The 26,434-nt window shown below is 46.1% G+C and carries 20 protein-coding genes; 8 read left to right on the top strand and 12 right to left on the bottom strand.

From position 1 onward, the window contains the following. Positions 1–11: 11 nt before the first annotated feature. The 5 genes from AC1DFM_RS22615 to AC1DFM_RS22595 all read right to left on the bottom strand — a co-directional run bounded on the left by AC1DFM_RS22615 (position 12) and on the right by AC1DFM_RS22595 (position 9,093). Entirely contained in the window at positions 12–1,493 is a 1,482-nt protein-coding gene (locus tag AC1DFM_RS22615) for a RagB/SusD family nutrient uptake outer membrane protein (protein ID WP_477079033.1), read from the bottom strand. 10 nt (positions 1,494–1,503) lie between these two features. Continuing rightward, the gene (locus AC1DFM_RS22610; RefSeq protein WP_477079032.1) at positions 1,504–4,596 is read right to left on the bottom strand and encodes a SusC/RagA family TonB-linked outer membrane protein; all 3,093 of its coding nucleotides are present in this window, start codon (positions 4,594–4,596) and stop codon (positions 1,504–1,506) included. A gap of 461 nt (positions 4,597–5,057) precedes the next feature. Next, positions 5,058–6,773 carry an aspartate-alanine antiporter gene (aspT, locus tag AC1DFM_RS22605; RefSeq protein ID WP_477079031.1) on the bottom strand — a complete coding sequence of 572 codons (1,716 nt, stop codon included), beginning with the start codon at positions 6,771–6,773 and terminating at the stop codon, positions 5,058–5,060. 70 nt (positions 6,774–6,843) lie between these two features. Continuing rightward, the gene (gene rnhA, locus AC1DFM_RS22600; protein ID WP_477079030.1) at positions 6,844–7,302 is read right to left on the bottom strand and encodes a ribonuclease HI; all 459 of its coding nucleotides are present in this window, start codon (positions 7,300–7,302) and stop codon (positions 6,844–6,846) included. A 153-nt stretch (positions 7,303–7,455) separates the two neighbouring features. Continuing rightward, positions 7,456–9,093 (bottom strand): acyl-CoA carboxylase subunit beta, encoded by a 1,638-nt coding sequence (locus AC1DFM_RS22595; RefSeq protein ID WP_477079029.1) that lies wholly within the window; start codon positions 9,091–9,093, stop codon positions 7,456–7,458. Between the two features lie 209 nt (positions 9,094–9,302). Here AC1DFM_RS22595 and AC1DFM_RS22590 point away from each other — a divergent pair, with 209 nt between their 5' ends. After that, the gene (locus tag AC1DFM_RS22590) at positions 9,303–9,761 is read left to right on the top strand and encodes a DinB family protein (RefSeq protein WP_477079028.1); all 459 of its coding nucleotides are present in this window, start codon (positions 9,303–9,305) and stop codon (positions 9,759–9,761) included. Here the strand turns inward: AC1DFM_RS22590 and AC1DFM_RS22585 are convergent. Further along, positions 9,758–10,690 (bottom strand): bifunctional helix-turn-helix transcriptional regulator/GNAT family N-acetyltransferase, encoded by a 933-nt coding sequence (locus AC1DFM_RS22585; RefSeq protein ID WP_477079027.1) that lies wholly within the window; start codon positions 10,688–10,690, stop codon positions 9,758–9,760. The two genes, AC1DFM_RS22590 and AC1DFM_RS22585, sit on opposite strands and share 4 nt — an antisense overlap. Positions 10,691–11,022: 332 nt before the next feature. Between AC1DFM_RS22585 and AC1DFM_RS22580 the strand changes: the two genes are divergently transcribed. Continuing rightward, positions 11,023–12,468: a sodium:solute symporter gene (locus AC1DFM_RS22580; protein ID WP_477079026.1), complete on the top strand. Its 1,446-nt coding sequence runs from the start codon at positions 11,023–11,025 to the stop codon at positions 12,466–12,468. 74 nt (positions 12,469–12,542) lie between these two features. On the opposite strand, the gene AC1DFM_RS22575 is transcribed toward AC1DFM_RS22580, so the two are convergent. Then, positions 12,543–13,508 (bottom strand): ion channel, encoded by a 966-nt coding sequence (locus AC1DFM_RS22575; RefSeq protein ID WP_477079025.1) that lies wholly within the window; start codon positions 13,506–13,508, stop codon positions 12,543–12,545. Between the two features lie 349 nt (positions 13,509–13,857). Then, the gene (locus AC1DFM_RS22570) at positions 13,858–14,565 is read right to left on the bottom strand and encodes a DsbA family oxidoreductase (protein WP_477079024.1); all 708 of its coding nucleotides are present in this window, start codon (positions 14,563–14,565) and stop codon (positions 13,858–13,860) included. A gap of 104 nt (positions 14,566–14,669) precedes the next feature. Here AC1DFM_RS22570 and AC1DFM_RS22565 point away from each other — a divergent pair, with 104 nt between their 5' ends. Then, positions 14,670–15,068 carry a winged helix-turn-helix transcriptional regulator gene (locus AC1DFM_RS22565; protein WP_477079023.1) on the top strand — a complete coding sequence of 133 codons (399 nt, stop codon included), beginning with the start codon at positions 14,670–14,672 and terminating at the stop codon, positions 15,066–15,068. Between the two features lie 28 nt (positions 15,069–15,096). On the opposite strand, the gene AC1DFM_RS22560 is transcribed toward AC1DFM_RS22565, so the two are convergent. Then, positions 15,097–16,023, bottom strand: a complete 927-nt coding sequence (locus AC1DFM_RS22560; RefSeq protein ID WP_477079022.1) for an NADP-dependent oxidoreductase — start codon at positions 16,021–16,023, stop codon at positions 15,097–15,099. 116 nt (positions 16,024–16,139) lie between these two features. Between AC1DFM_RS22560 and AC1DFM_RS22555 the strand changes: the two genes are divergently transcribed. The 4 genes from AC1DFM_RS22555 to AC1DFM_RS22540 all read left to right on the top strand — a co-directional run bounded on the left by AC1DFM_RS22555 (position 16,140) and on the right by AC1DFM_RS22540 (position 20,532). Further along, complete coding sequence (locus tag AC1DFM_RS22555) at positions 16,140–17,471, top strand: DEAD/DEAH box helicase (protein WP_477079021.1); 1,332 nt, start codon at positions 16,140–16,142, stop codon at positions 17,469–17,471. Between the two features lie 369 nt (positions 17,472–17,840). Beyond that, positions 17,841–18,398, top strand: a complete 558-nt coding sequence (locus AC1DFM_RS22550; protein ID WP_477079020.1) for an RNA polymerase sigma factor — start codon at positions 17,841–17,843, stop codon at positions 18,396–18,398. Positions 18,399–18,434: 36 nt separating this feature from the next. Next, on the top strand, positions 18,435–19,532 hold the full coding sequence (locus AC1DFM_RS22545) for a FecR family protein (RefSeq protein WP_477079019.1): 1,098 nt from the start codon (positions 18,435–18,437) through the stop codon (positions 19,530–19,532). 25 nt (positions 19,533–19,557) lie between these two features. Next, positions 19,558–20,532 carry a hypothetical protein gene (locus AC1DFM_RS22540; RefSeq protein ID WP_477079018.1) on the top strand — a complete coding sequence of 325 codons (975 nt, stop codon included), beginning with the start codon at positions 19,558–19,560 and terminating at the stop codon, positions 20,530–20,532. A 69-nt stretch (positions 20,533–20,601) separates the two neighbouring features. Here AC1DFM_RS22540 and AC1DFM_RS22535 read toward each other — a convergent pair whose 3' ends face one another. Next, on the bottom strand, positions 20,602–21,489 hold the full coding sequence (locus tag AC1DFM_RS22535; protein ID WP_477079017.1) for a LysR substrate-binding domain-containing protein: 888 nt from the start codon (positions 21,487–21,489) through the stop codon (positions 20,602–20,604). Positions 21,490–21,601: 112 nt separating this feature from the next. On the opposite strand from AC1DFM_RS22535, the gene AC1DFM_RS22530 reads away from it, so the two are divergent. Then, positions 21,602–22,843, top strand: coding sequence for an MFS transporter (locus AC1DFM_RS22530; RefSeq protein ID WP_477079016.1), 1,242 nt, complete (start codon positions 21,602–21,604; stop codon positions 22,841–22,843). Here AC1DFM_RS22530 and AC1DFM_RS22525 read toward each other — a convergent pair. After that, on the bottom strand, positions 22,840–25,242 hold the full coding sequence (locus tag AC1DFM_RS22525; protein ID WP_477079015.1) for a TonB-dependent siderophore receptor: 2,403 nt from the start codon (positions 25,240–25,242) through the stop codon (positions 22,840–22,842). The genes AC1DFM_RS22530 and AC1DFM_RS22525 overlap by 4 nt on opposite strands. A 125-nt stretch (positions 25,243–25,367) precedes the next feature. After that, complete coding sequence (locus AC1DFM_RS22520) at positions 25,368–26,351, bottom strand: glycoside hydrolase family 43 protein (RefSeq protein ID WP_477079014.1); 984 nt, start codon at positions 26,349–26,351, stop codon at positions 25,368–25,370. Positions 26,352–26,434 lie beyond the last annotated feature (83 nt).

The following is a 26,434-nucleotide window of genomic DNA, read 5'->3' as shown; positions in this document are numbered from 1 at the left end:
CTATTGCTTTATTACTGATTTAGATTGGGATTATTCTGCACTTCCGTTAACGGTATAGCAAACAGGTAATAATTGCTATTCGGCGTAAATGCTTTGCCGTCAGGTAACTTCAATGTAGTATGTCCTTGTCCGGCTACTTCCAGCTTACTGCCATCGGGCTGAATCACGTTAATGATACTGTCTTCACCGGTATAAGAAAGAAATGGTTTTCTTATAACGGGAGCACCCGTACGAATAATATCAGACAGTGAAAATCCTTCTCCCCATAATTCTTTTCTTCTTTCTATCAGCACGGAATCCAGCAGGTTACCACCTCCTTTATATAAGGTAGCATTGCGGGCTGTGCGTAATGTATTCAGCGCTTCGGTGGCTTTGCCGGTATTACCCTTACGGCTATACGCTTCTGCTTCAATCAGGTACATTTCTGCTGCGCGCATCAATACCAGGTCGCCGATCAGCGCGGTAGCATCACGGAAGCGGAATTTCTTGTAGAGCAGGTAACCATCGTTATTCCAGCTGAACAAGCGGAAACGTACGTCGCTGCTATCAAAGAAGTTCTGGAAGTAAGGGTCGCACATAAAGCTCTGGTAGTAAGCTGCCGGCGTGGATACATCCAGGAAATGGAAGTTATAGCTGGCATTGCTCTGGTTAGGGGTTTGCCCGTGTCCCCAAATCCACTCGGTATTATTCAGATCATTGAACCCTTTATTGTAATCATCTCCGGACATCAATGGATAACCTTGACGAGCCGCTACAGCAGCTGGAATGGCCAGATCCCACTGACGATTATAGAGATAAGCTCTTGCCAGCAATCCATTTACGATGCTCGCATCGATTTTCCATTTCTGGGCTGGATCGCGTTGATAATTTTTCAGCAATGGCAGTGCTGCCTGCAGATCTGCTATTACTTGTTTATATACCTCTGAAACCGCCACTCTTGGCTTGCCTACAGAAGTGGTAGTAGTCGGTTCCAGATAAATGGGCACTGCCTTTTCCGCACCAGTATTATTAAACTGATAGAAAGACGCCAGGTTGAGATAGCAAAATGCACGCAGTGCATAGGCTTGTCCTTTGATACGCGCTCTTTTACCATCGTCGCCAGTCGCTTTATCAATGCGGGTAATGATGTTATTACAGTTATCAATTACTTTATAAAGAATACTCCAGAAGGCTCTTACACGGTTCTTGGTATTATCTACCATCTCTGTATAGCCGTAAGAAGCAGCCAATCCGTAAACCTGTGGTACTACGGCCACATCATCGCCCATGGCATCACTGGTGAGATGAAGGGACTTAAAGCCTGGAACAGCGTAGGTGTAAAACTCTTCAAACATATACGACCAGGTACCATTAATCACCGTTTCCACATTATCTACGGTATTGTATACCTCTGTATCCGGTATCGCATTAGTAGGCTTGGGTTCCAGGAAGTCCTTACTGCAGGAGCCCAGCAGAAGAACAGTGAAGAGAAGTATAAATAAGTTCTTTTTCATGATCATGTTTTTAGAAGCTCAGGTTAATACCGGCTGATAAAGATTTGATAGCCGGATAGCGATAGTAAGTAGTACCTCCAACGGATTGCTCAGGGTCCAGACCTTTGTGCTTATATATAGTGAACAGGTTGTCTCCCTGCAGATAGACTGTCACATTGTTCATATGTGCTCTTTCCATCAACCTTTTAGGAAGATTGTAACTCAGGTTCACTGTTTTCAGACGGGCATAGCTCGCATCATACAAAAAGCGGTTGGAAGCAGCTGTCCAGTTGGTTTGAACGGTAGTGAGCTTGGGCACATCCGTTTTGGTATTCTCAGGTGTCCAGTGGTTCAGCATTTCAGGACCGAAAGAGCGGCCAGCGGAAGTACCTGTACCCAACAGGTAGAGATAGTCATTATCAAGCACGGAACCACCGAGGCTATACGCCCACATAAAGGAAAACGAAAAATCTCTGTAGTTGAAGGTATTGGTAAAGCCACCATACAAATCTGGCAATGAAGATTTGCTGTAATAAAGGGTTGCTGCTGTAGAGTTGCTGGTGGTCCCTTTTGTACCATCCGGATTAGTAACATACCATAATGGTAATCCTGTTTTTTCATCTACACCAGCCCAATCACGAAGATAGAAATCATAAATTGAACGGCCGACCATCAATTTCTTAGTGTCGCTGATAATCTCTTTTAGTGGCAATTCTGTCACCTTGTTTTTGTAATGGGTCATATTCAAATCTACCACCCAGCTGAAGTCCTTAGTTTTTACAGGTACTCCATGCAGGCTCACTTCAAAGCCGGTATTCTTCAATGCACCGATATTTTCTGCAATAGAAGCATACCCCATAGATGGTGGTAATGGTCTTAAGTACAGCAGGTTTTTAGATGCCCGCTGGAAAAACTCCAGGGTACCACTAAAGCGATTATCGAACATGGCATAATCTACACCGACATTCAGGTTCAGATTCGCTTCCCATTTCAGTTTATCATTGTACAACACCCTGCGGTAAGTACCACCTTCTCCGAGGTTGCTGTTTACATTCAGCAATGGCAGATAGTTGTAATAGGAATCATCACCCAGATTATCATTTCCCTGTGCACCGTAGCTGGCGCGGAATGTTAACAGGTTTAACCAGGAACTGCCTTTCAGGAAATCTTCTTCCGTCAGTTTCCAGGAAGCGCCGAGTGACCAGAAGGTACCCCAGGCATATTGTGGTTTAAAGCGGGAAGATCTGTCGGCACGTAATGATCCTGACAAGAAGTATTTGCCGAGATAATCATATTCCACGCGGCCGAGGTAACTGTAAATATTATACGTATCGGTATATCCCTGGAGATCTTTGATCAGGGCTGCATCCGACAGTTCATCAAGACCCAGCAGGGAGAAACCGGAACGTTGACCATCCATGAAGGTGGTAGTGTACTTATACGTTTCCTGACCTGCCAGTACGTTGAGGTGATGTTTTTCGTTGAAGGTATGATCGTAGGTCAGAATGTTATTGAAGGTCCAGCTGAACACGCGCTTGGCATTCTTTTCTACGGTACCGCCTACTTCTGCATCAAAACCATAGACAGGATTCGTATAGTCGTGTTGGTTGGTGGCAGTATAATCAGCGTTGTAGCTGGTTTTAAATTTCAACCCTGGCAAAATAGTAGCTTCACCATATACACGTGCAGAAATATCGTCTCTGCCATAGTTGTGTTTATCGATCGGTGCAGTACCAACGAGGTTACTGTTGGTATTTGCCGCGCTGGGACGATAGCTACCATAGTCGAACATTTTATTTCCGTTGGCATCCAGCAGATAAGCACCGGTAGCGCGATCGCGCTGATAGATCGGATAAAAGCTTGCCATCAGACGGCCATAGTTCACGTAGTTATCTGTGCGGCTGTCTTCTGAAGGAGGCGCCTGTTGATCAGAGTGAGCACCGGCGATATTCAATCCTACTTTCAACCATTTCTTCGCATCTAATTCTACGTTGCTGCGTACATTATAGCGTTTGAAACCGGAGGCCAGGTAAATACCCTGATCATTCAGGTAAGCACCGGAAATAAAGTACCTGCTTTTATCGGTAGCACCGCTGATACTAAGATCGGCTTGCGTACGATGTCCGGTCTGCTGCATCGCCTTAGTCCAGTCGTCATCCCACAGTGCTTTGGCACCAGCCACCAGTTTGCCATCTGTGCCCACTGGTTGAGGGAAAGACGGACCGTAAGGGTTAATGCCTACCCGGCCGATAATGCGGCTGCTGGCCTGTGCGGCGGCGGCTGTAGGCGTAGCACCATTGGTAATAGCGCCATTGCGAAGTGCTTCCCAGTACATTTCAAAGTACTGATCTGTGGTTACTTTTTCATAGTCCTTTACAGCTCTTTTAGAGAAACCCTGGCTTACGCGGGCGTCTATAACAGAACCTTGTTTACGGCCTTTCTTAGTAGTGATAATAATTACGCCGTTGGCACCACGGGAACCATACAAGGCGGCAGATGTAGCGTCTTTTAATACGCTGATAGATTCAATATCGGAAGGATTGATGGCACTGATGCTTCCACCATAAGGCACACCATCTAATACATATAAAGGATCAGCAGAAGCGTTGATAGATCCTACTCCACGAATACGGATAGTAGCATCAGAACCTGGCTGGCCGCTGGTAGAAGTACTTTGTACACCGGCAGCGAGACCTTGCAGGGCTTTAGATACACTGGATACCTGCCTGTTTTCCAGCTCTGTACCTTTGATCTGTGAAACAGACCCGGTGTAGGAGCCTTTTTTGGTTGTACCATAGGCTACTACAATTTCTACTTCGCTCAGATCTTTCCCGGAAGAGTGGAGCGCGATACTGAGTGGGCTGGTGCTGATCGGAACTTCCTGTGATTCCATTCCAATAAAGCGCACCTGTAAAGTAGTGGCTGCAGGGTCATTAACGGATAGTTTGAAGTTACCGTCCGCATCTGTTGCGGTACCGTTGGTGGTGCCCTTTACCACCACTGAGGCTCCGGGTAAAGGCGTGTTGTCTTTCGCCGAATAAACACGTCCGGTGACAGTTCGTGTTTGTGCAAATACTGCCGGGGCGCTAAATAGCAGCAGTACGAGGAGTAGTCGTTGTAACATAAGTAAAATGTTAAATGAGCAGTGATTGTTGGTTTTTTAGAGGCACTAAAAGTCCTGGCCTGTATGTAAACAGATTATTACCGTGTTGTATCCCTTTGTTGATGATACCGGAAACGGTTCTTGTTCCGGTGACAGTTCTTGTTGCAACCTACTGCTACAGCTACAATGCTATGCAGACAAGGTTTATCAATTCAATTCACACACGCAACAACAGTTGCAAACAAAGTATGGTTGGGTATATTTCTTCATAAGCGATCCTTTTTCTTCATAAGCTATCCTTAAAAATTAGTTCCTTTTCAATTAGCCTATCAAACCTATAGACTAATGGGCTGCAAAGCTAATTGCTTTACAAGTTAAAAACAAAAGAAATGTTAAAAAAGTTGAAGGTAAAACGATTCACTGCGATATAATTGCAATACAGACGTGGGTTTAGCTAGATAAAATTGTGATGAGCGGCATATTTAGCCTCCTTTATGCATCAACAAGACAATTATAACACCCGAGGTAGTAAGCGTAATGTTGGCTACGGCGTACGCCACGGTGTATCCCAGCGCGGGAACTTTACTGTTCAGCGCATCCTGCACGGCCAGCAAAGGGGCTGATTCATCATGTGCACCAGCACAGGCCCCCAGCCCAATAGCGGGATGAAACTTAAAGACGTATTTAGACAGAAACAAGGCCACCACCATTGGCAGCAGGCTCAATACCATACCCGCCAGGAACAACGTTAATCCTTCTTCCCGTAATCCCTGAAGAAAGCCCTGACTGGCACTGAGTCCTACAATGGCTATGAATACATGTAATCCCAATTTCGTCAACACCCATTGCGAAGCCGCAGGAATATAGCCAAACCGCGGACGAATACCACGCATCCAGCCAAACACCAATCCCGCAATCAGTGCCCCACCGCTGGTGCTGAGTTCTACCGGCACGTTACCCAGTCGCACGCTCAGACTTCCTACCAACGTACCTACCACAATACCTGCCGCCAGATATACAATGTCTGTTTCCACCCCTACTCTTTCTTTATATCCTAAAATAGCCACCGCTTTATCCAATTCCTGTTGAATACCTACCATCTCCACCATATCTCCTTTTTGAATCACGGTATGGCCCGACAAAGGCATTTCAATCCCCGAGCGGGTGATTTTACGAACGCTGACGCCATGAAATTCCGGATGCCGGGTAAACTCTTTCAACTGCTTGTTGATAGCGGCTTTCCGGGTGATGATGACCGTGGCCGATTGCACCGGGAAGGTTAACAACTCCGCATCCGCCACTTCCTTTCCCAGTAAGGATTCCGAAGCAATGGCCGCAGATCGTTGTCCACCAATAGCTATAATATCTCCCGGCTTAATAATAAAGCCATTGCTGGTTTCATATAATTTACCACCCCGTCTGATACGCAGGATGTATAACAGTCTTTTTTTCTCATGCAGCATGTGTTCAATATCTCCCACGGTGCTCCCCTCCCCGGTTAGGTCTCCATTGACGAGGTAAGCCCGGAATGCTACCTGATCATACGCATTGGTGATGTTCTCTTCCCCTTCCGGTGTAGCTTCAGATACTTTGGCTTCCAGTTCTTTGGTTTGTTCTATTAATTTAGCTCGACTGCCAGACATAAACCAGGGGCCAATTACAGACAAAAACCAGCTGGTACCGGCAGTACCAAAAATATAGGTCACCGCATAAGCCACGGGGATCTGGTTAATTAACCGGGCGCGCTCATCGTCACTCAGGTTAAGTTCATTGATGGTATTGGAAGCTACGCCAATGATGGCAGAGCAGGTATTGGCGCCTGACATTAATCCCGCTGTAGTACCGGTTTCAAAGCGTAGTAAAGAAGCAATGCCCCAGCAGAAAAGTACACTGCTACAACATACTATAAAGGAAAACAGCGCAATGGGCAATCCATCTTTCTTCAATCCCTGAAAAAATTGCGGGCCTATTCCGTAGCCGGTACAGAACAGGAAAAAAAGAAAGAAGATAGATTTTGTTTCGGAAGGAATGTTGATATGAAAGCTGCCGATGGCGATACCTACCAGCAGGACACCGGTTACCGTACCCAGCGTGAAACCTTTGATATGGGCCTTTCCCAGCAGGAAACCGATTAACAGGGTTAGCATCACGGCTATTTCGGGGTATTTCTGTAGCGTTTCAATGAACCAGGTGACCATAAGGAAATATTAAGTTTGCGCTTATATTACAATTATGATCACCTCTTGGTTCGGAGCAACAATGTTTATTCTATTCGTTGCTGCTTTCGAATCCTTCATCAATCAGCCAGTTGCCGCTGTCGGCGGCTTGTGTAGCCAATTCATCACAACGATTATTAAAAGGGTTGCTGGCGTGTCCTTTCACCCACTGCATTTTTATACGATGCTTTTTATATAACGGAATGAAACGTTGCCAGAGATCTTTATTTTTCTTGTCTTTGAAATTAATTTTCACCCAACCCCACAGCCAGCCTTTTTCAATACTGTCTACCACATATTTACTATCCGTAAAAATAGTAACCGATACCCCGTCTTTTTTCAGGGCTTCCAGTGCTACAATCACGGCCAATAGTTCCATCCTGTTATTGGTGGTTTTGCGGTACCCCTGTGATAATTCCTTCCGGGTATTTCCCCACATCAGTACCACCCCATATCCTCCCGGGCCAGGGTTGCCGCGGGAAGCGCCGTCTGTATATACTACCAGTTCCATGTTCTTCTTTAAAAGTTGCTAAGGTAGTTTTTTTTGAGCTTAAAGCAGAAAGCCTAAAGCACAAAGCTATTTTAGCGAATGAGTAGAGCGGATATTTAATTCAACGCTTTCATCATTCGCTAAAATAGCTTTGTGCTTCAGGCTTTCTGCTTCTTATACCTGAAATACTCCTACGCTGAAGGCTTGCTCCACCGGCGCATTGTTAGCGGCTTTGATGCCTTCAGCGATGCGTATACGCGTATCTGTGGGATCAATGATCTCATCCACCCAAAGGCGGGCAGCGGCATAATAAGGAGTGGTTTGCTCGTAATATTTGTCGGTGATGGCTTTGAGCAGACGGGCTTCTTCCTCTGGCGAAATGACTTCTCCTTTGGATTTCAGTGCTGCCACCTGTATCTGCAATAATGTTTTGGCGGCTTGTTCGCCGCCCATCACCGCTATTTTAGCGGAAGGCCATGCGTAAATGAAGCGGGGATCATAGGCTTTACCACACATCGCGTAGTTACCTGCTCCGTATGAGTTACCGATGATGATGGTAATTTTGGGTACCACGGAATTGGCTACTGCATTCACCAGTTTAGCGCCATCTTTAATGATGCCGGCATGTTCGCTTCTGCTGCCGACCATKAAGCCGGTAACGTCCTGTAAAAATACCAGTGGGATTTTTTTCTGGTTACAATTCATAATAAAGCGGGCGGCTTTATCGGCGCTGTCGTTGTAGATAACGCCTCCCATCTGCATTTCCCCTTTCCGGCTCTTTACTATTTTACGCTGATTAGCTACGATGCCTACAGCCCAGCCATCAATGCGGGCATAACCGCAAATAATGGATTTGCCATAGTCCTGTTTATATTGATCAAATGCGGAACCATCTACCAGGCGCTCAATGATTTCCAGCATATCATAGGGACGGGAGCTATCTGCAGGTAATATACTGTCCAGCTCCTCGCCTGATTTCAATGGCAGCTGCGGTTCAATGCGATCAAATCCGGCGGTGGCAGGATGTCCCAGTTTGCCAACGATGCGTTTTACCTGGTCCAGGCATTCTTCATCGGTTTTAAATTTATAGTCGGCAATGCCGGAAATTTCTGTGTGGGTAACAGCGCCTCCTAACGTTTCCGCATCTACGTCTTCTCCGATAGCGGCTTTCACCAGGTAGGGGCCAGCAAGAAAAATAGAGCCGTTGCCTTCCACCATCAGCACTTCATCGCTCATGATAGGGAGATAGGCACCTCCGGCCACGCAGCTGCCCATCACGGCAGCAATTTGCGTGATGCCCATGGCGCTCATGCGGGCGTTGTTTCTGAAGATGCGGCCAAAATGTTCTTTGTCCGGAAATATTTCATCCTGCATCGGTAAAAATACGCCGGCACTGTCCACCAGGTAAATCACCGGAAGGCGATTCTCCATCGCGATTTCCTGCAGGCGCAGATTTTTTTTGCCTGTCATGGGGAACCAGGCACCTGCTTTCACTGTCATGTCATTGGCAACAATCATGCACTGCCGGCCACTTACATAGCCGATGCCGCCAACGGTGCCTGCTGCCGGGCAACCTCCATATTCGGCATACATATCATAGGCGGCAAAGGCGCCGATTTCAGTAAACGTGGAATCACGGTCTATCAAATACTGAATGCGTTCACGGGCGGTCAGCTTACCACGCTGCCGTACTTTCTCCAGGCTCTTCTTTCCTCCGCCCTGTTCAATTACACCAAGACGCTGTTTCATTGTGCTGATAGCCATCCGCATAGCATCTTCATTTTTGTTGTTTTCCAGTTGCTGCTGATCCATAACGATGGGTTTTTATATTCTTTAAAAATAAGGGAAAGAATTCAGTAAATTCGATAGACGGCAATGCTGGCGGTCATCATTTACTGCACATTTAGATGATTATTACCATTAACTGGATTCTATTCTTATTTATATAGCGGTATACGCATTATGTAGGTACCCGTTTAAAAGAGTCAGATATATCTTTTAAAAAATAAAATCAGCTGGTTATGTCATTAACGGAACATTTAGCGGCTTCGCTGGAAAACCTTTACAATGGGCAACCMTGGATTGATGTTACCTTCCGGGAACATCTTATCCGGATGGATGCTGCGCAGGCGATCAAAACCTTTGGGGAGTCTAACAACAGTTGGGAAATTATCAACCATGTCATATTCTGGCATCAGCGTGTACAACGTTTTATGCATAATGAGGCGCCGGAGCAGGACGGCGACCTGCCGGATTTCTATATGCCGGAGAATCATGGAGAGGAAAACTGGCAGGCTACCATACACCGGCTGGAGCACTCTTTTGCGCAAATTGCCGACAATATCAGAAAGTTTCCCGAAAAAGAACTGTTCGATACCTTCCCAGGCACCAAACAAATCGCTATTTACTACCTGCAGGGATTGGCAGAACATGATGCCTATCACCTCGGGCAAGTAGTGATGTTACATAAGTACGCCTAGAACAGGTCCATGTCATACCGCTGTTCATAGAGTTGTTGTCCCCATAGCTGCAGGTATTTTTCCCCGGTTTTGCGGAAGCCGGCCTTCTTATAAAGGGCGATCGCTGTTTCCTGCATACTGGTGGTCATCAGGTATACTTTCTGATAATCTTTTTCCTTACAAAAATCGATGGCTGCTTTCAGGAGTTGCTTTCCCAGTCCTCTGCCCCGGTAGTCCGGATGAATCAGAAACCAGCGTAGCTGCGCCAGGTGGCGGGAAGATCCCAGTATGGCTACCGACCCTACGATCTGATTATCTGCAATGGCCAGGAAAATACGGTCCTTGGCGGGATTGTAGGTAGGTAAAAATTCGTAGAAGGTTTTACATACGTAGGCTTCAAACTCCAGGTTATACCCCGATTCCTTTGCATATAGCTGTCCGTGCAGATAGATAAGGTATCCCACATCACCCGGCTGGAGGTTATAACGGATATGGATATCCGAAACAGCGCCTTCTTCCGGGGCGGACAAAATCTGCTGAATAGATTTCATAGCAGTGGTGATCTGCTGCTGTTGCTTTTCTGACAAGGGGGCGGTGAGCCGCTGAATTTCAGCGGTTGACTTTTCCTCCAGCCCGGCCAGCAGTTTTTTACCAGCGGCGCTGAGCTGCAAAAAAAACGTACGTCCGTCGGCGGTAGACTGCTGCCTGTTCAGCCAGCCGTTTTTCTCAAACTTTTTCAGGAGCCGGCTGAGGTAACCGCCATCCATCTTCAGGACGGTGATTAACTCCCCTGCCGTGCATTTGTGACGTTGTCCTATTTCATAAATTACCCGTACTTCTGAGAGCGACAGGTTACTTTCCAGTATATGTTGGTTCAGCAGGCCAATCATACCGGTATAGAAGCGGTTAAACTGGCGGATCTGGTGGACAATAGGCTGTTGATGGTCCATAGGTGTTTGTTTCTCAAACAAAAATAAATAAATACTTGACAAAAGCAAATAATAAATTTGCCTTTGTCAAGTATTTATTTATGATGAGAAAATGTCGCAGTAGTAGCCATGACAGGCTCATATGGACAGTTCTTAAAAGCATATAAATCCTGGTGGCTCCGGTTTTTTCCGTAGGAAGTGATCTGCATAATAGCAACGGCGTGTTCTTTTCTACGCTCTGAAAATTGACCCTCACCAGTAAATGAAGCGTTGTTTCTCCTGCTGTTGCAAGACCGGAAGATCATTATCTTTGCCCCTTTGCGGGAAAGTAGTATCTTGATTAAATTTGATTTATGTCGCCAGGTTTATTATTCTCATTCGTCGTTGCCTACTTTATCATTCTATTGGTAGTCGCATGGTACACAGGTCGTAATTCGAACAACGACTCTTTTTTTATAGGCAATCGCAACAGTAACTGGATGCTGGTGGCCTTTGGTATGATAGGTACTTCTCTCAGTGGGGTCACTTTTGTGAGTGTACCCGGTGCGGTAGGAAAGGATGCGTTTACCTATATGCAAATTACCCTGGGGTATTTTATCGGGTATATTACTATTGCATATGTGCTGATTCCCTTGTATTACCGGTTGCAGCTAACGTCTATTTATAATTACCTGCATACCCGGTTCGGCAACTACGCTTATAAAACCGGTGCCTCCTTCTTCATTCTTTCCCGTACCCTTGGTGCTACGGCCAGATTATATCTGGTAGTACGAATATTACAGGATGCGATCCTCTCCAGTTTTGGTGTGCCTTTCTGGCTTACCACACTGATCATCTTATTTATGATCCTGTTATATACCTATGAAGGCGGGGTAAAAACCATTGTGTATACGGATACGCTCCAAACCACCTGTATGCTGGCGGGGTTGATCATCTGTGTTGGTTTTATCTTACATACCATGGACCTGAGCCTGGGACAGAGCTTTAGCGCAATGCACGAAAAAGGACTCACCACTATTTTCAATACAGATCCGGATAGTAAGCTGTTTTTCGTCAAACAGATTGTGGCGGGAGCATTCATTACCATTACCATGACCGGCCTTGACCAGGAGATGATGCAGAAAAACATCTCTGTAAAAACATTAAAAGACTCGAAAAAGAATATGGTGTCGCTGGCCTTTATTATGGTGATTGTAATAGGGCTGTTTCTTTTCCTTGGTGGTTTACTTCACCTGTATGGTGCTCAACAGCAGGTAACTGTTACGGGAGATAAATTATTCCCAGAGCTGGCTTTGCATCATATGCCGCMCGTGATTTCCGTGATCTTTATTATTGCGCTGATATCCGCCCTGTTTCCCAGTGCAGATGGCGCCATGACGGCGTTGACATCTTCGCTGTGCATTGACATCCTGGATATGCAACAGCGCACCGATTGGACAGAGGAGCAGAAGAAAAAATACCGCCAGCGGATACACCTGATGATGGCCTTTATTTTCCTGCTGTTTGTGATGATATTTGAGTGGGTGAATAATCCGAGTATGATCGGCGTTATCCTGAAAGTGGCCACCTATACTTATGGCCCGCTGTTAGGTTTATTTGCCTTTGGTATTTTTACGAAGCGTCAGGTAAATGATAGACTGGTACCCGTAGTATGTGTGGCGGCTCCTTTACTTTGCCTGTTGGTAGATCTCAATCAGGCAGCCCTGTTTGGCAAGTTCCAGATTGGACTGGAGTTGTTGCTCATCAATGGATTCTTCACTTTCGTGGGACTGCTGGTGATAGGAAAACGAAAAGCATAAATATTACAATAACAAAAGACCCGCATGAATATATAATTCATGCGGGTCTTTTGTTATTGTAATAATATTATGATTTATGCCTCCACAGCTACTTCTACTGGTACCGTTTCACTCAACCGGTCTAACTCCAGCACGGTAGTATTCCGGCTCTCGCGGTACATGGGTACAAATTTACGGTTATGCAGAATTTCCTGGTAAGTGTAAGAAGTGCGCTGTAATACGGTATTTGCATATACATCGTTAAATCCTTTTACGGTCACATAAATTTCCACATCTGCTGTTTCCATATCTTCCGAAGAAAACCCAAGCAGGGGGCTGTCATCATCAATCACGTGTACTACCGTCCAGTTCATAGATAAAGTTTCTACCATTCTTCTTTCCAACGGCAGGCTATAGAATTTATAGATCGCATTGCCATTTTCCTGTACCTGCAAACCCAGTGTTACCAGTACATCCACGTTGGTAAGGGTATGATGATCCTTGTACGAAGCCATGCGAAACATGAGCGCTGTTTTACCCTGGAAAGGCGTAATCAATGCGGCATCGCTAAACAGCAGATGGGCACGTGGCTTGGAAAACCGGCCATAGATAAGACCTGTAGCCACCGCAAACGATAGAAAACCGGTCATCGCTTCAATAGCAGCTACCACATTCACGCTGTCGCCCACCGGATTTACCCGCCCATATCCCACGGTAGTAAAGGTTTCCGTGCTAAAAAAATATAGCTCTTTAAATTTCTCCCACGGAGTTTTACCGATAATACCCTGGAATTGTCCTACTCCGATCCACCAATAAATGCCGGAATAAAGCAGGTTGATAGAAAAATAAAACAACAGGATCACCAATGCAAACTGCCAGGCTGGTACATTCAAAAGGGCATGATAAATATTGAAACGGTGCATAAACGAACGGCCTTCCCGACGTATGTTGAAGGAGCCGTCACGATTGATAAAACGACCACCGTAACCATTGGCATTTACGCCAAACCCGGTATCGTTGTTTTGTCTGGAAAAAGGGTTAATTCTTTTCAGCAAAGCCATAGATAGATGATTATGGCGTAAAGGTAATAGAGAAAATTTGAATCAGTTTGAGGATGTTTGGATTTGGTTAACGGATGTGAAAAGAAGAAAATACTTTTTGCAAAAAAAAAGCAATAGCGAATGGATGCTAAAACCCGAAAAAAAATAGATACACTTCTTCGCAAAGCAAAACAATGCAAGGACCGCGAAATCAATGTGACCTTGAAGTCTGGAGGGACAAGTTCACTTGGGAAGGTTGTTAAAACCAAGGAACAGGCGCATATATTTATGACGATCTTAAGATCTTTATAATAAAAGAGGCAGGCAGAGAAATAACTACTTCCCCGCCTGCCTCTTCTTACTATTAAATTTATTTACAATCACCATCCGGTGTACAAACCTGTCCCGACAAGGTTTCCAGCTCTGCTACCGGTTGTGTTTTTTTCCATTCTCCATATGCCTGTTCCAGTGCTTGTGTAAAAGCATCGGTTGGTTGAGCGCCGGATACGGCGAACTTGCGGTCCAGTACAAAAAATGGTACACCTCTGACACCCAGTTGCTGGGCTTCTTGTACATCTTTATTTACCGCATCTGCCAGATCGGATGATTGCAAAGTGGCGGTGATAGCGTCTTTATCTAATCCTATCTCCGTACCCAGTTCCAGCAGGGTGTTATGATCGCTCACATCTTTACCTTCTGTGAAATAGGCATGGAATAAACGTTCTTCTGCGGCGTCTCCAAGTTGGTGCTGTTTGGCCAGTTGAATGAGGCGGTGCGCGTCAAAGGAATTGGCGATAACGGCTTTATCGAAGTTATAGGTGAGACCTGCTTGTTTTGCGGTGCCGGTCACTTGTTCATGCATGGCCACCGACCATTCGCGGGATTGGCCCTTTATTTCTGCCAGGTAGTCGTATACATCTTTTCCTGGCTGGGATTTCAGCTCAGGATTCAATTGAAAACTCTTCCATTCAACGGTGATGTTTTCTTTTCCGGGGAACTGCTCCAGTGCTGCTTCAAACTTCCGTTTGCCGATATAGCAAAACGGACACATGATATCAGACCATATTTCTACTTTCATCATTTTCTATTTGAGTTCCTGCAAAATTAAATACATTTGCTATCAAAAAGTAAGCAGTTTCCTTAAAGTAAGTGCTTTACCAGAGGTAACCAACATATATACAGATGAAAACAGATACATTAACAACAGAAATGACGGAAGAACTAACGGTGGACTGCGGACAAGGCAGCAGTCATACCGACTGCCTCAAGGTAATCATACCTGTGCGGGACGCCCTGGATGTGATCAGTGGCAAATGGAAGCTCCCTATTATTATTGCGGTTTCCCGCGGACATAAACGTTTCCGGGATATTGAGCGCAGCATTCCTAAAATCACGTCTAAAGTTTTGTCGAAGGAATTAAAGGACCTGGAGGCGCATAAGCTGGTGAAACGTACGGTGTATGACACGCAACCGGTATCGGTAGAATATACATTGACGAGCTATGCTTCTACATTAGACAGCGTCATCCTCGCCTTACAGCGCTGGGGGATACAACACAGAAAAAAGATAATAGGCAAATAGCGTGGACCAGCAGATCCACGCTGCATTTTTATTCTTCCGAAATTTTTAATACCACCTTTCCCCTGCCAGGACCATTATTTTTACTGTATTCCTGTGCGGCAGCGGCCTGTGATAATGGCTGGAATACCTTCCGTACATAGGGTTTTATCAGCTCTCTCTCCAACATTTTATGTACTTCTCTCATCGCGGTTACCGATTTGGTACCCGCCCAAACTGCGTGGATACCGGCAGCAGCAGCCTGTTCCTGATCCGGTAAGCTCACCAGACAAAGTAGTTGGCCGCCGGGCTTGAGCACAGACATGGAGCGGAGCATGGTATCTCCCCCTACCGTATCCAGTACAATATCTACCGGATCTATCTGTGTTTCAAAGGGGGCGGCTTTATAGTCGATGACTTCGCTGGCGCCTAATCCGGCTACAAAGTCGATGTTCTCCGCGCTGGCAGTGGCAATTACATAAGCCCCCGCATTATAGGCCAGTTGTACCGCGAAATGCCCCACGCCACCGGCGCCGGCATGAATCAGGATACGTTGTCCTTTAGCCAGATGGCCTACATCAAACAATGCGCCCCAGGCGGTTTTAGCGCCTCCCATAGCGGCGCCTTCCTCAAAAGAAAGTGAAATGGGTTTGCGAAAGAGTTGTGCAGCCGGCGCAATGGCATAAGCAGCATAGCTGCCATCTACTGCACCATATACTTCATCACCTATTTTCAGGCCGAACACGCCCTCTCCTATGGCGGTAACGATGCCAGCAGCTTCTACGCCCGGTATATAAGGCAGCGGATGCTGCATAAGTCCTTCTCTTAATTTCCAGTCGATCGGGTTTACACCACTGACCACCACTTTGATCAATACTTCATCTTTCGCCGGCACGGGTACCGGTATTTCTTCCAGACGTAATTGTTCCGGCCCTCCATAGGCATGTACACAGATAGCGGGTATGTGGAGGTTTTTCATAGATTTTTTTATGCTAATATAATCCTTTAAGTGAAGCCGCCAACAGCGCTCTATAGCGTACTCACCGGATTAAAGCCTAAAAACCCTACCTTTGCCGTTCATATTATAGCAGTATCATGACTTTTGGTGATTTAAACCTCCATACCCCTTTATTAAACGCGTTAGATGAATTAGGTTATAAACAACCTACTACTATACAACAGCGTGCATTTTCCGTTATTATGTCCGGTCAGGATGTATGCGGTATTGCGCAAACCGGTACAGGTAAAACATTTGCGTACCTGTTGCCTACTCTTCGTCAATTTAAGTTTTCGAAAGAGAAGTATCCTACCGTATTGATTATTGTGCCTACCAGGGAGTTGGTGGTGCAGGTAGTAGAGGCCGTGAAAAAGCTCACTACCTATATGAGTGTTTCTGTGCTGGGCGTATATGGCGGCGTGAACATGAATCCGCAGATGGAAGCGGTACAGGACAAACTGGATATCCTGGTGGCCACACCCGGACGCCTGTACGATATTATTCTCAGCGGTGCGCTGAAGGTGAAGTCTGTAAAAAAGCTGATCATCGATGAAGTAGATGAAATGCTGAACCTGGGATTCCGGACACAGTTACGGAATATCATGGACTTGCTGCCACCGAAAAGACAGAACCTGATGTTTTCTGCGACGATTACGGAAGACGTAGAAAAAATGATTGAAACGCACTTCAATAATCCGGTGCGTATTGAAGCGGCACCGACGGGTACACCACTGGAAAACATTGACCAGATAGTATACCGCGTACCTAACTTCTATACGAAGGTGAACCTGCTGGAAATGTTGATTACAGACGATCTGAGCATGACCAAAACCCTCATTTTTGCGGCTACCAAACAATTGGCGGATGACCTGCATGAGCAGCTGGAGAAGGAATTTCCCGGCCAGGTGGGTATCATTCACTCCAACAAGGAACAAAATCACCGTTTCAATACCGTACGCAAATTCCAGGCAAATGAATACCGTTTCCTGATTGCGACTGATATCATAGCCCGCGGTCTGGATATCGCGGAGGTAACCCATGTCATTAACTTTGATACGCCTGAAGTACCGGAAAACTATATACATCGTATAGGCAGAACCGGTAGAGCGGATAAAAAAGGTATTTCTATCCTGTTTACAAAGGACTCCGAACTGGAGAACCTGGACCGGGTACAAACGTTGATGAACTATGTGATTCCTGAGCAGGATCTACCAGCGGATCTGAGTATTTCGGAGGTATTAACGGAAGATGAAAAACCGAAGATACATATGCGGAATACGCTGGTAAAGGCGCCGAAGCGGGAAGATGTGGGGCCTGCTTTCCATGAGAAGCTGGCTAAGAATAAAAAAGTAAATAAGAAAGTAACGCATAAAGAAAAAATGATGTTGAAATATGGCAAGCCGAAAAAACGGGGCGCCAAGAAAAAATAAAACCGGAACCCTGGCAAGTGGTCTACCCACCACTAGCCAGGTTTTTTTTACGGTTATCGCTCGCACTCCTCCCCTCTGAATCCTCCGTCCTTCGCATTACATAGCAGCCGCAAGCCCCCCGGCCAATCATGGAATAACAATTCATTAACAAACTTCGGCTATAAATAAAAATCCATACACCTTATTGGATCGAATATAAAGTTGTGCATGTAAGTGTATCGAGAAAAAACTGTCGTTCAAAGGCCATCTGCCGGGCAAATCACATGATCCCGGGTGAGGTGGCAGACAGTAACCATTAATAACCGCGTAATAACACTCTGAAACAGCAGCCAGATATTCCGGGTCTGCCATTATCAACTAAATCCCAGCATGAGTGCATCTATCAACGATATTGAATTGCTTGCACAACTAAAGACGGGCAGTCTTGAGGCGTTCCAGTATTTTTATGGGACATATCGCCAGTGGTTATATATCACGGCAATGTCTATACTGAAGAACGAAGCAGAGGCCCAGGAGCTGGTGCAGGATCTTTTTATCGACTTCTGGCAAAAAGACCTGAGTACGCGGATTGATTTAAGCAGTACTAATTCTCTGAAAAATTTTTTATTTGTCAGTATCCGTAATCGTTGTCTGAATAAGATTGCAAAGGATACCACGCGAAACAAGCGATTCAAAGAAATTCTCTTGCCTGAGACCTACACATATCCGCAAACCAGGCTGGAAAACAATGAGCTGAAAGAGCAGCTGGAAAACGCCATCAGTCAGCTGCCGGAACGGCAATCCATCGCTTTCCGGCTGGCTTATCAGGAGCACAAGACACGCAAAGAAATCGCGGCCTTCATGGACACCAGTGAAGAAACAGTGAAAAAACAAGTCGCCAACGCGCTGAAAACTTTACGGGCATCTTTAAAAAAAATCCTTTTTTAATACCCCGACTATTAAAAAAAACGGTTATTAGTGTACATGAACAGCGCAGACGAAATATACAGGCTCATGACGGAGAAGCTGGCGGGAATAATTTCCGCTGCGGATGATCAATTCCTAGAGGATCTAATCGAAGAAGATGCTGCAGTACGGGAGAAATGGGAACAACTTTCCATGATCTCCATTCCCCCACCACCAGCTCCATGGCTGGAGGTGATTGACTTTAAACCGAAGAAATCACTGGGCCGTGTTATCATGACCTGGTCGGCTGCTGCCGCCGTACTGGCTTTGATAGCCTTTACCGCCTKGAAGTGGGATGCCTTCTTCCCTAAAAAAGCAGCGCCCAGGATGGCCATCGTGATTCCGGACGTAATATTAAAAACAGCCGGCGCCCCTGACATCAACCTGACCCAAACAACCGGCCCGATTAATATCAGTGGCAAAAAGGTCATCAATAAAGACAATACCCTGTTTCTGAATACCGGAGAGGAACTACCAACTGGTACCCACTCCCTGATAGTACCACAGGGCAAAAGCTTTGAAGTAGCCCTCTCCGATGGTTCCGTAGTAACGCTCAATGCGTCTACTACCATGGAGTTCTCGTTTTCCTTTAAAGGAGGCAACCGGGAAATCACCCTTAACGGAGAAGCCTATCTTAAAATAGCCAAACAAGCTGGTAAACCTTTCCTGGTCCACCTTCCCAACAGTACCGTGGAAGTATTGGGCACCACGTTTAATATCAACAGTTATAACCGCGACCTGGTAAAGGTATCGCTGGTAGATGGTAAAGTGAGAATGAAAGCCGGCAAAAAGGCCGTCATGGTGAAACCCGGAGAACAAGCCATCTTTAATAAAAACGACGCCAGCCTCGATACTCAACCATTCAACGCCACTGTTGAACTGGGCTGGCAAAAAGGACTCTACTCCTTCTCAGACACACACATGGACGAGATATGTAATGCTATTTTCCGCTGGTACGGCGTTCAGGCCACCCTGGACCGTCCCGACATTGCCAGCAGAACCTTTACCGGCCTGTTAGACAAGAAAACGTCACTCAGCTTCCTCCTGGAAGGAATCAGGGCAACCACCGGTACTGATTATTATTTTACCGCAGACAGCACACTGCATTTCAAATAATAGGCAATATCAAAGGCAAGTAACCATGAAGCAACCAGAAAACAAGTACCTCCTGCTTAGCAGGAATGATACTACCTACACCACCTATGAAGAGATTCCCAGCTACTTTCATTCACAGCTGATCCCTTATGCCAAATGTTATACAGATATTGACGACAAAGGCATTATCATCGATCAGCAAATAGAAATGAGCGGGCTGAGTATCTACTATCACCTGATTTTCCTCAAGGAAGGCGTACAATTAACAACCGTACCTCCGTCCAGGTATATCATACCTGCCTGCATCTCCGGATTTACCAGCACCAACAACCGCATTCCCCTGAAAATGTCCCTGAGCAAAAACAGTGGTAACGCTTTCAGCGACCAGCATACCCTGGTCACGGAAAAAGAGTTTGTGATGGACTTCCACGTCAACCTTAGCATTTCGGCTCTGAAGTATTTATCAGATGAGTTTCCGGCATTCCGGGTGATTAATAAAGTAGGGGTAAGAAAAGTGCAGAACCCCGGCAACAGGACGCCCTTCCAGCTCAATGAAGTCAATTACCAGGTGATGAACCGGATACTTCATTGTAAACTGATCGGTAAAACGGCGGAGGTCTTTTTCCGGCGCAGTGCCATCGACTTCTACCGCACATTCCTGTATTATCTTTCACCGGAACCTCCTATTATGCTGAAAGAAAGCCACCAGGAGCAATTGCGGGAAATAGCAGCTTATATTATCAGCCATCCCGCAGAAGCCGACAGCATGGAAACGCTTTGCCGCAAATTCCGCGTGGTACCGGAGTTCCTGTCCGCCCCATTTGAGCAGGAATACTATATATCCGTAGAAGAGCTGATTCTACAGGAAAAAATGGCGCTGGCCTTTAAAATGATCACTGAAACCAATCATACCCTCACGTACATTTCCACTTTTACCAAACATAATAGCTGGGAGGAACTGACGGAGGAATTTGAGCAATACTATAAATGTAACATCGCAGATTTGCGAAATGCACAATAACCCCGCTTGTGGTCACCCGGTGGCGGCCCAGTGTCGCTGCTGAGTGCCATTTGAACCGAATACACCTTGTTATTTTCCATCCGGCGGCAGCGCCTTCAGTAGTTCCTGGATAAACAGGTCTGCCGCCTTTTTATGATACGTTCCTTTCTGCCATACAATATACGCCCGGCGCTGTAACTCCCTCCCTTCAATCGGAATAGCCACCAGATTCTTCCACCCCATCACCGCCCGTTCATTCAGCAACGTGGCCCAATGCCCTTTTTCTACGAGCGCCAAAATAGCATGTACATCATTCATCTCAATCCTGATCGCTGGTTCAATTTTGTTCGTTTGTAGCACTTCATTCAACGAATCGTGGGCACTGAATCCCCTGGAAGGAAAGATCAGATCCAGCCCGTTGAGGCTTTGCAGCGGAATCTTTTTTTGCCCCGCCAGCGGGTGCTTTTTGGACACGGCAACCACAATTTTGGAGCGGAACAACTCCCGTGTTTCCAGGTCGTTATGAAACGCGTCTGTGTGAAAAGCCAGTACCAGGTCCAGTTCCGAAGCCCGGAGTTTGGCTTCCAGCTCCCTGGTAGTGCCATACTGCACGTAAATTTTAATGCCCGGATACTTCACGGGAAAGGTTGTCAGCGCCGGCAGCAGAAAAGCAGTGAAAGCATAGGTAACGCCTATACGTAATTCTCCACGTAGCATGTTCTGCAAATCCTGGATGGCCTGTCTTCCTTTCTCTACATCCAGCAGTACCTGCCGCGCATGGAGCAGAAATACCCCGCCAGCTTCTGTGAGATGCACCTGCTTGCCGATCCGGTCGAACAAAGGCATTCCCAGCTCAATTTCCAGCTGCTTGATTTGCTGCGACAAAGTAGACTGCGTAATATATAATGCGGCGGCAGCATCCGTGAAATGCGACAGCTCCGCAGCTTTTACAAAATACATGAGTTGACGTAGCTCCATTTCATCAATCGTTTTTATCAATGAATATCATTAAAACAATCTATTTAACAAATATATCGATCTTCCCGACATTTGCTAAAGATTAGATTATACACCTCAAACCGACGAATCAATGGATGCTTTTCGTGCTTTAAACTCCCGTAATTTCCGGCTTTTCTTCTCCGGCCAATCGATATCCCTCATAGGCACCTGGGTGCAGAAAACAGCCGTTTGCTGGCTGATATACCGCCTTACCAACTCCGCTATGCTACTGGGTGTAGTGAGCTTTGTAAGTCTGATACCCTCGCTCCTGCTATCACCCTATGCCGGCAGTTATATCGACCGGCATAACCGCTACCACATTCTGCTGATTACGCAAATCGTTTCCATGGTGCAAGCGGGGGCGMTGGCGATCATGTTGTTGCTGCGTTATTACAACATTCCCGCTATCATTTTCCTGTCGCTGGTACAGGGTGTGATCAATGCCTTTGACATGACCTGCCGCCAGTCACTGATGGTAGAAATGGTAGAGAAAAGAGAAGACCTGCCCAACGCCATTGCGTTGAATTCTATCATGGTGAACTTCGCCCGCATTGCAGGGCCMGCGCTGGCAGGGATTATGCTGAGCACCTTTGGGGAAGACGTTTGTTTCATGAGCAACTTTCTCAGTTATATACCTGTATTGATTTCCCTGTGGATGATGAAAATTGTATTGCCACCGGTGGTGAAATCAAACCGGAGTATATGGGTAGAATTGAGAGAAGGATTCCGTTATGTTTCCGGAGATAAAGACCTGGCAGCACTCTTGCTGATGCTATGTGCCAGCAGTTTATTGGTAATTCCTTTCAGTACGCTGATGCCCATCTTTGCGAAAGATGTTTTCAACGGTGATGCCAAAACATTCAGCTGGTTTGAAAGCGCTGCCGGCCTGGGTTCTGTTGGTGCAGCGATCTATATGGCCAGGCTAAAATCTAACAGCAACCTGGTAAAAATAATGATTACCTCCAGCCTTATTTTTTCACTCAGCCTTTTACTGCTGGCGCTTTCCAGCCACCTCCCACTGGCCTTGTTATTCATGATGTTTTCGGGTTGGGGGATGCTGGCGCAGGTATCCGCTACCAATACCTATATTCAAACACATACCATTCCGGAAATGCGGGCAAGGGCGATCAGTTATTACGTCATGGCGTTCCAGGGAATGATACCAGTAGGTAGTTTGCTCACGGGGTTACTGGCAAGTTATATTGGTCCGCGGTTCAGCGTATTTGTGGCGGGTTTATCCGGTGCTGCTGCCACCGCGATATTTGTAAATTATCGCAAAAAAATTCGCACCAACCGGGTGGAGATACCGGATGGTGCGAAAATAGCTGCCTAGAACTTAAACGATACCGTTCCACTGAAGCTTCTTGGCTTCTGTGGATTAACGGTCGTATAGCCAACGAAGTAAAGTTTATCTGTCAGGTTATCCATCTTCACGGCTACACGAAAACGGGGCTGATCATAAAAGATGCTGGCGTTTAATACTGTATAGCTGGGCAGATAAAAGGTACCTACAATTTTATCGTTCTGTACTTTATTATCACTGGCATAATTCCCGCCAAAGCCAAATCCCAGGCCATCGGCTACGCCGGTAGAAATGCGGTAGCTGAGCCAGAGGTTCGCTACAGTTGGTGCGCCGGCCGTAGCTGGGCGCATGCCTTCCACCTCTTTCGAAGCGGCTTCATATTTGGAATCATTGTAGGCAAAGCCGGCTACGATATTGAATCCCTGGAAAGGATTCGCAATCACTTCCGCTTCAAATCCTTTGCTCACCTGCGTTCCATCTTGTATAGAAAAAGTTGGATTAGCAGCATCCGGGCGGAGTACATCTTTTACTTTGATGTTATAATAACTGAATGTACCGTTAATGCGGCCATTGAGTACCTGCAGTTTCACGCCTCCTTCCAGCTGGTTGGCTTGTTCCGGCTTAAAAGCCTTACCGGAAGCGGTAGTACCCAACTGGTTAGTAAATCCATTCTGGTAGTTGGCAAACAGGGAAACCCTGTCTCTCACCGGCTCGTATACGATCCCTAATTTGGGCGAGAAAGCCGTTTGGTTATATCCTCCTTCATAAATGCCTTTTATATCATTGTAAGCGCCTTTATTGTCGAAATAATCCACGCGTAAGGCGGCCATCACCATCAGATTATCCGTGAGGTTCAACAAATCAGACACATAGGCGCTATAAGTGTTGGAAAGCGCCCGGGAAGGAAAGGTAAATCCAAGCCCATGCTTAGCGTACAAGGTATCCAGGTTGCGGCGGTTAAAATTAGGATAAGTAGGAATGTTGCCGTGAGACGGAATGGTATCGAATGTACCACCACCAAAGAACTGATTGGAGTTATGATAGAGATAATCAATACCACCCACCAAACGGTTTCTTAGACTACCAATTTTAAAGTCGCCGTTGAAATTATGTTGTATTTGTAAGAAGTTATCCTTGCTGTTATCGGTAAACTGATCGTTACGCGAAATATAATTGCTTCCCACCTGGCCAGCAACGTCGTTTACAGCGCCATCGGACAACAAGTAAAAATAAGGGGAAGGACCATTGGAGAAACTGTTGGTGGAGCTGATATTGGTGCTCATATTCCACTGATCAGATAATTTATACTTCATCAATCCGAAAATATTGGTGTTGCGGGAAGTCTGATACAAATCGTTTCTCGCAAAAGCGCGTTTGAAATCAATTTTCAACTGATCCGCACGATCCGTGCCCAGTGCGGAAATGGGCTGTTGATACGGGAAGAAAAATACACTGAGACCGGAATTCTGACCAGTAGAAAATTCCGCATCAAACAGGAATGACAAACGATCATTCACGCGGTAAGACAAACTAGGTGCGAAGGCGAAGTTTTTATTAAAGCCATAGTCCTGCCAGCTGCCTTCATAGTTGTAAGCGGTATTGATTCGCAGCAATACATCTTTTTCTTTGTCCAGCGGGGTATTTATATCCGCGCTCACGCGGTTAAAGCCAAAGCTGCCCATGGCATAGGTGATATCGCCACCAAAATGATCGTAAGGCTTTTTGGTAACGCGGTTAATTAATCCGCCATAGGAAGTCAGGCTGTTGCCAAACAGTGTGGCAGACGGGCCTTTGATTACTTCTACCTGTTCCAGGTTGTAAGCATCTATTTTAGCAGTCACGTTGCCGGCAACGCCATTGCGCATTTTACTCTGTACAATGAAACCACGGAGGTTATAATAACCACCACCATCGCCGCTCCTGCCGGAAGCGTCCCACATGCGCGTTAAACCAGGGGCATTTTTCAGAGCATCATCTACCGAAAATATTACCTGCTGTTGTAACAGGTCTTTGGTGATAGTGCTATATACCTGTGGATTTTCCAGATTTTTCAGGGGCATCTTCGCCACATCGTAGCTGGATGTTTTGATGAGTTTATTATGATTACCCGTTACCACCACTTCTTTGAGGGCCTTGCTGGAAACCGCCAGCTGCAGCCGGATATTGGTAGTTTTGCCGGCGTTTACCACCACTTGTTCTTCCACGGGCGCATAACCCATCAGCGTAACAAGCAAATGATAGCTGCCTGGTTTTATATGATCAAACGAAAAAGCGCCATCGGATTCAGAGATGACGGTTTCGTTGGTTTCCTTCAAAAGGATTACTACGTCTGTAGCGGGTTTACCATCTGTGGTGACTACTTTCCCCCGGATGGTTCCTCCGTGCTCGTCTTCCGCCATTAAGCGAAACGGAGCGATGAATAAAGTCATTATTATAAGTAGAAAGCCAGTCTGCTTGCTCATATGTTGCATTTTTTTAGTGATGCAAAATTGGCGCAGGCGGGACTGGCTTACTAATCGTATCGGGAATTTGATTTACGCAATGAGGAATTTATCTAGCGTATGGGGGCTTTGGCCACTCCTTCGCGGGTAATTTTCACGGGCTTGATGTATCCGTCTTTATCAAATTCCATCCTTTCAATACAGGTTTCGCGGGAGTTGGCGGCCTTTTCCGTAATAGGGCGGCGATGGTAAATAATATACCAGCGGTTTTCGTTCGGGATGCTGATCACAGAATGATGGCCGGCGCCGTTGGCGATGGCGGGGTCCTGCTTCAGGATGGTACCGATCCGCGTAAACGGTCCCATGGGAGAGTCTGCAATGGCATAGGCCACGCTATAGTCCGGGCCGGTCCATCCGCCTTCTGACCACATAAAATAATATTTCCCGTCTTTTTTAAACATGGTAGGGCCTTCTACATATTTCTCCGGGGTAATTTCTTTAAACGTGGCGCCGTCTTCAAAGGGTATAAAGCCGGTAAAGTCGTCTTTGAGGCGGGCGATGTTGCAATGACCCCAGCCACCATAGATGAGGTAATACTTCCCATCGCTGTCCTGGAAAACGTATTGGTCGATGGGCTGCGCGTTGTTAATAATCTTATCCACGAGGGGTTTGCCCAGGTAATCTTTAAACGGTCCTGCCGGGTTATCGGCCACGGCTACACCGATGCCACCGGTTTCGTTGTTATTTTGAATATCGTTGGCGCCGAAGAAAAAATAATAACGATGATCCTTTTCTACGATGGCAGGCGCCCACATGGCGCGTTTAGCCCATTTTACCGCAGCAGTATCGAGAATATGCGAATGTTTAGTCCATGTAACGAGGTCAGGGGAAGAAAAGGCATCGAAGAAAACCTGTTTTTCGTAGGCCGCTGAAAAAGTGGGATAGATCCAATACGTTTTACCAAATACTACGCCCTCCGGATCGGCGTACCAGCCGGGAAACACCGGGTTGCCCGACAACTTATCCAGTAGCTTTTGCTGGGCCATGCTACACTGCGTAATTCCTGCCAATAGTAACCAGACAAATATTTTTTTCATGTAACATCAATTAATGTGAATCGTTAAAAATAATAAAAAACGTGTGTGCGTTATAGAGATGATAAATATTCAACATACTTTTA

It is taken from the genome of Chitinophaga sp. 05T412, assembly GCF_056396465.1.
This window is presented reverse-complemented; position numbering and strand designations above follow the sequence as displayed.

What these genes read in the sequence shown, in the direction of transcription:
- AC1DFM_RS22615 (WP_477079033.1), bottom strand. Translation starts at nt 1,493, where the DNA reads ATGAAAAAGAACTTATTTATACTTCTCTTCACTGTTCTTCTGCTGGGC.
- AC1DFM_RS22610 (WP_477079032.1), bottom strand. Translation starts at nt 4,596, where the DNA reads ATGTTACAACGACTACTCCTCGTACTGCTGCTATTTAGCGCCCCGGCA.
- aspT (WP_477079031.1), bottom strand. Translation starts at nt 6,773, where the DNA reads ATGGTCACCTGGTTCATTGAAACGCTACAGAAATACCCCGAAATAGCC.
- rnhA (WP_477079030.1), bottom strand. Translation starts at nt 7,302, where the DNA reads ATGGAACTGGTAGTATATACAGACGGCGCTTCCCGCGGCAACCCTGGC.
- AC1DFM_RS22585 (WP_477079027.1), bottom strand. Translation starts at nt 10,690, where the DNA reads ATGGACCATCAACAGCCTATTGTCCACCAGATCCGCCAGTTTAACCGC.
- AC1DFM_RS22575 (WP_477079025.1), bottom strand. Translation starts at nt 13,508, where the DNA reads ATGGCTTTGCTGAAAAGAATTAACCCTTTTTCCAGACAAAACAACGAT.
- AC1DFM_RS22570 (WP_477079024.1), bottom strand. Translation starts at nt 14,565, where the DNA reads ATGAAAGTAGAAATATGGTCTGATATCATGTGTCCGTTTTGCTATATC.
- AC1DFM_RS22565 (WP_477079023.1), top strand. Translation starts at nt 14,670, where the DNA reads ATGAAAACAGATACATTAACAACAGAAATGACGGAAGAACTAACGGTG.
- AC1DFM_RS22560 (WP_477079022.1), bottom strand. Translation starts at nt 16,023, where the DNA reads ATGAAAAACCTCCACATACCCGCTATCTGTGTACATGCCTATGGAGGG.
- AC1DFM_RS22555 (WP_477079021.1), top strand. Translation starts at nt 16,140, where the DNA reads ATGACTTTTGGTGATTTAAACCTCCATACCCCTTTATTAAACGCGTTA.
- AC1DFM_RS22550 (WP_477079020.1), top strand. Translation starts at nt 17,841, where the DNA reads ATGAGTGCATCTATCAACGATATTGAATTGCTTGCACAACTAAAGACG.
- AC1DFM_RS22540 (WP_477079018.1), top strand. Translation starts at nt 19,558, where the DNA reads ATGAAGCAACCAGAAAACAAGTACCTCCTGCTTAGCAGGAATGATACT.
- AC1DFM_RS22535 (WP_477079017.1), bottom strand. Translation starts at nt 21,489, where the DNA reads ATGGAGCTACGTCAACTCATGTATTTTGTAAAAGCTGCGGAGCTGTCG.
- AC1DFM_RS22525 (WP_477079015.1), bottom strand. Translation starts at nt 25,242, where the DNA reads ATGACTTTATTCATCGCTCCGTTTCGCTTAATGGCGGAAGACGAGCAC.
- AC1DFM_RS22520 (WP_477079014.1), bottom strand. Translation starts at nt 26,351, where the DNA reads ATGAAAAAAATATTTGTCTGGTTACTATTGGCAGGAATTACGCAGTGT.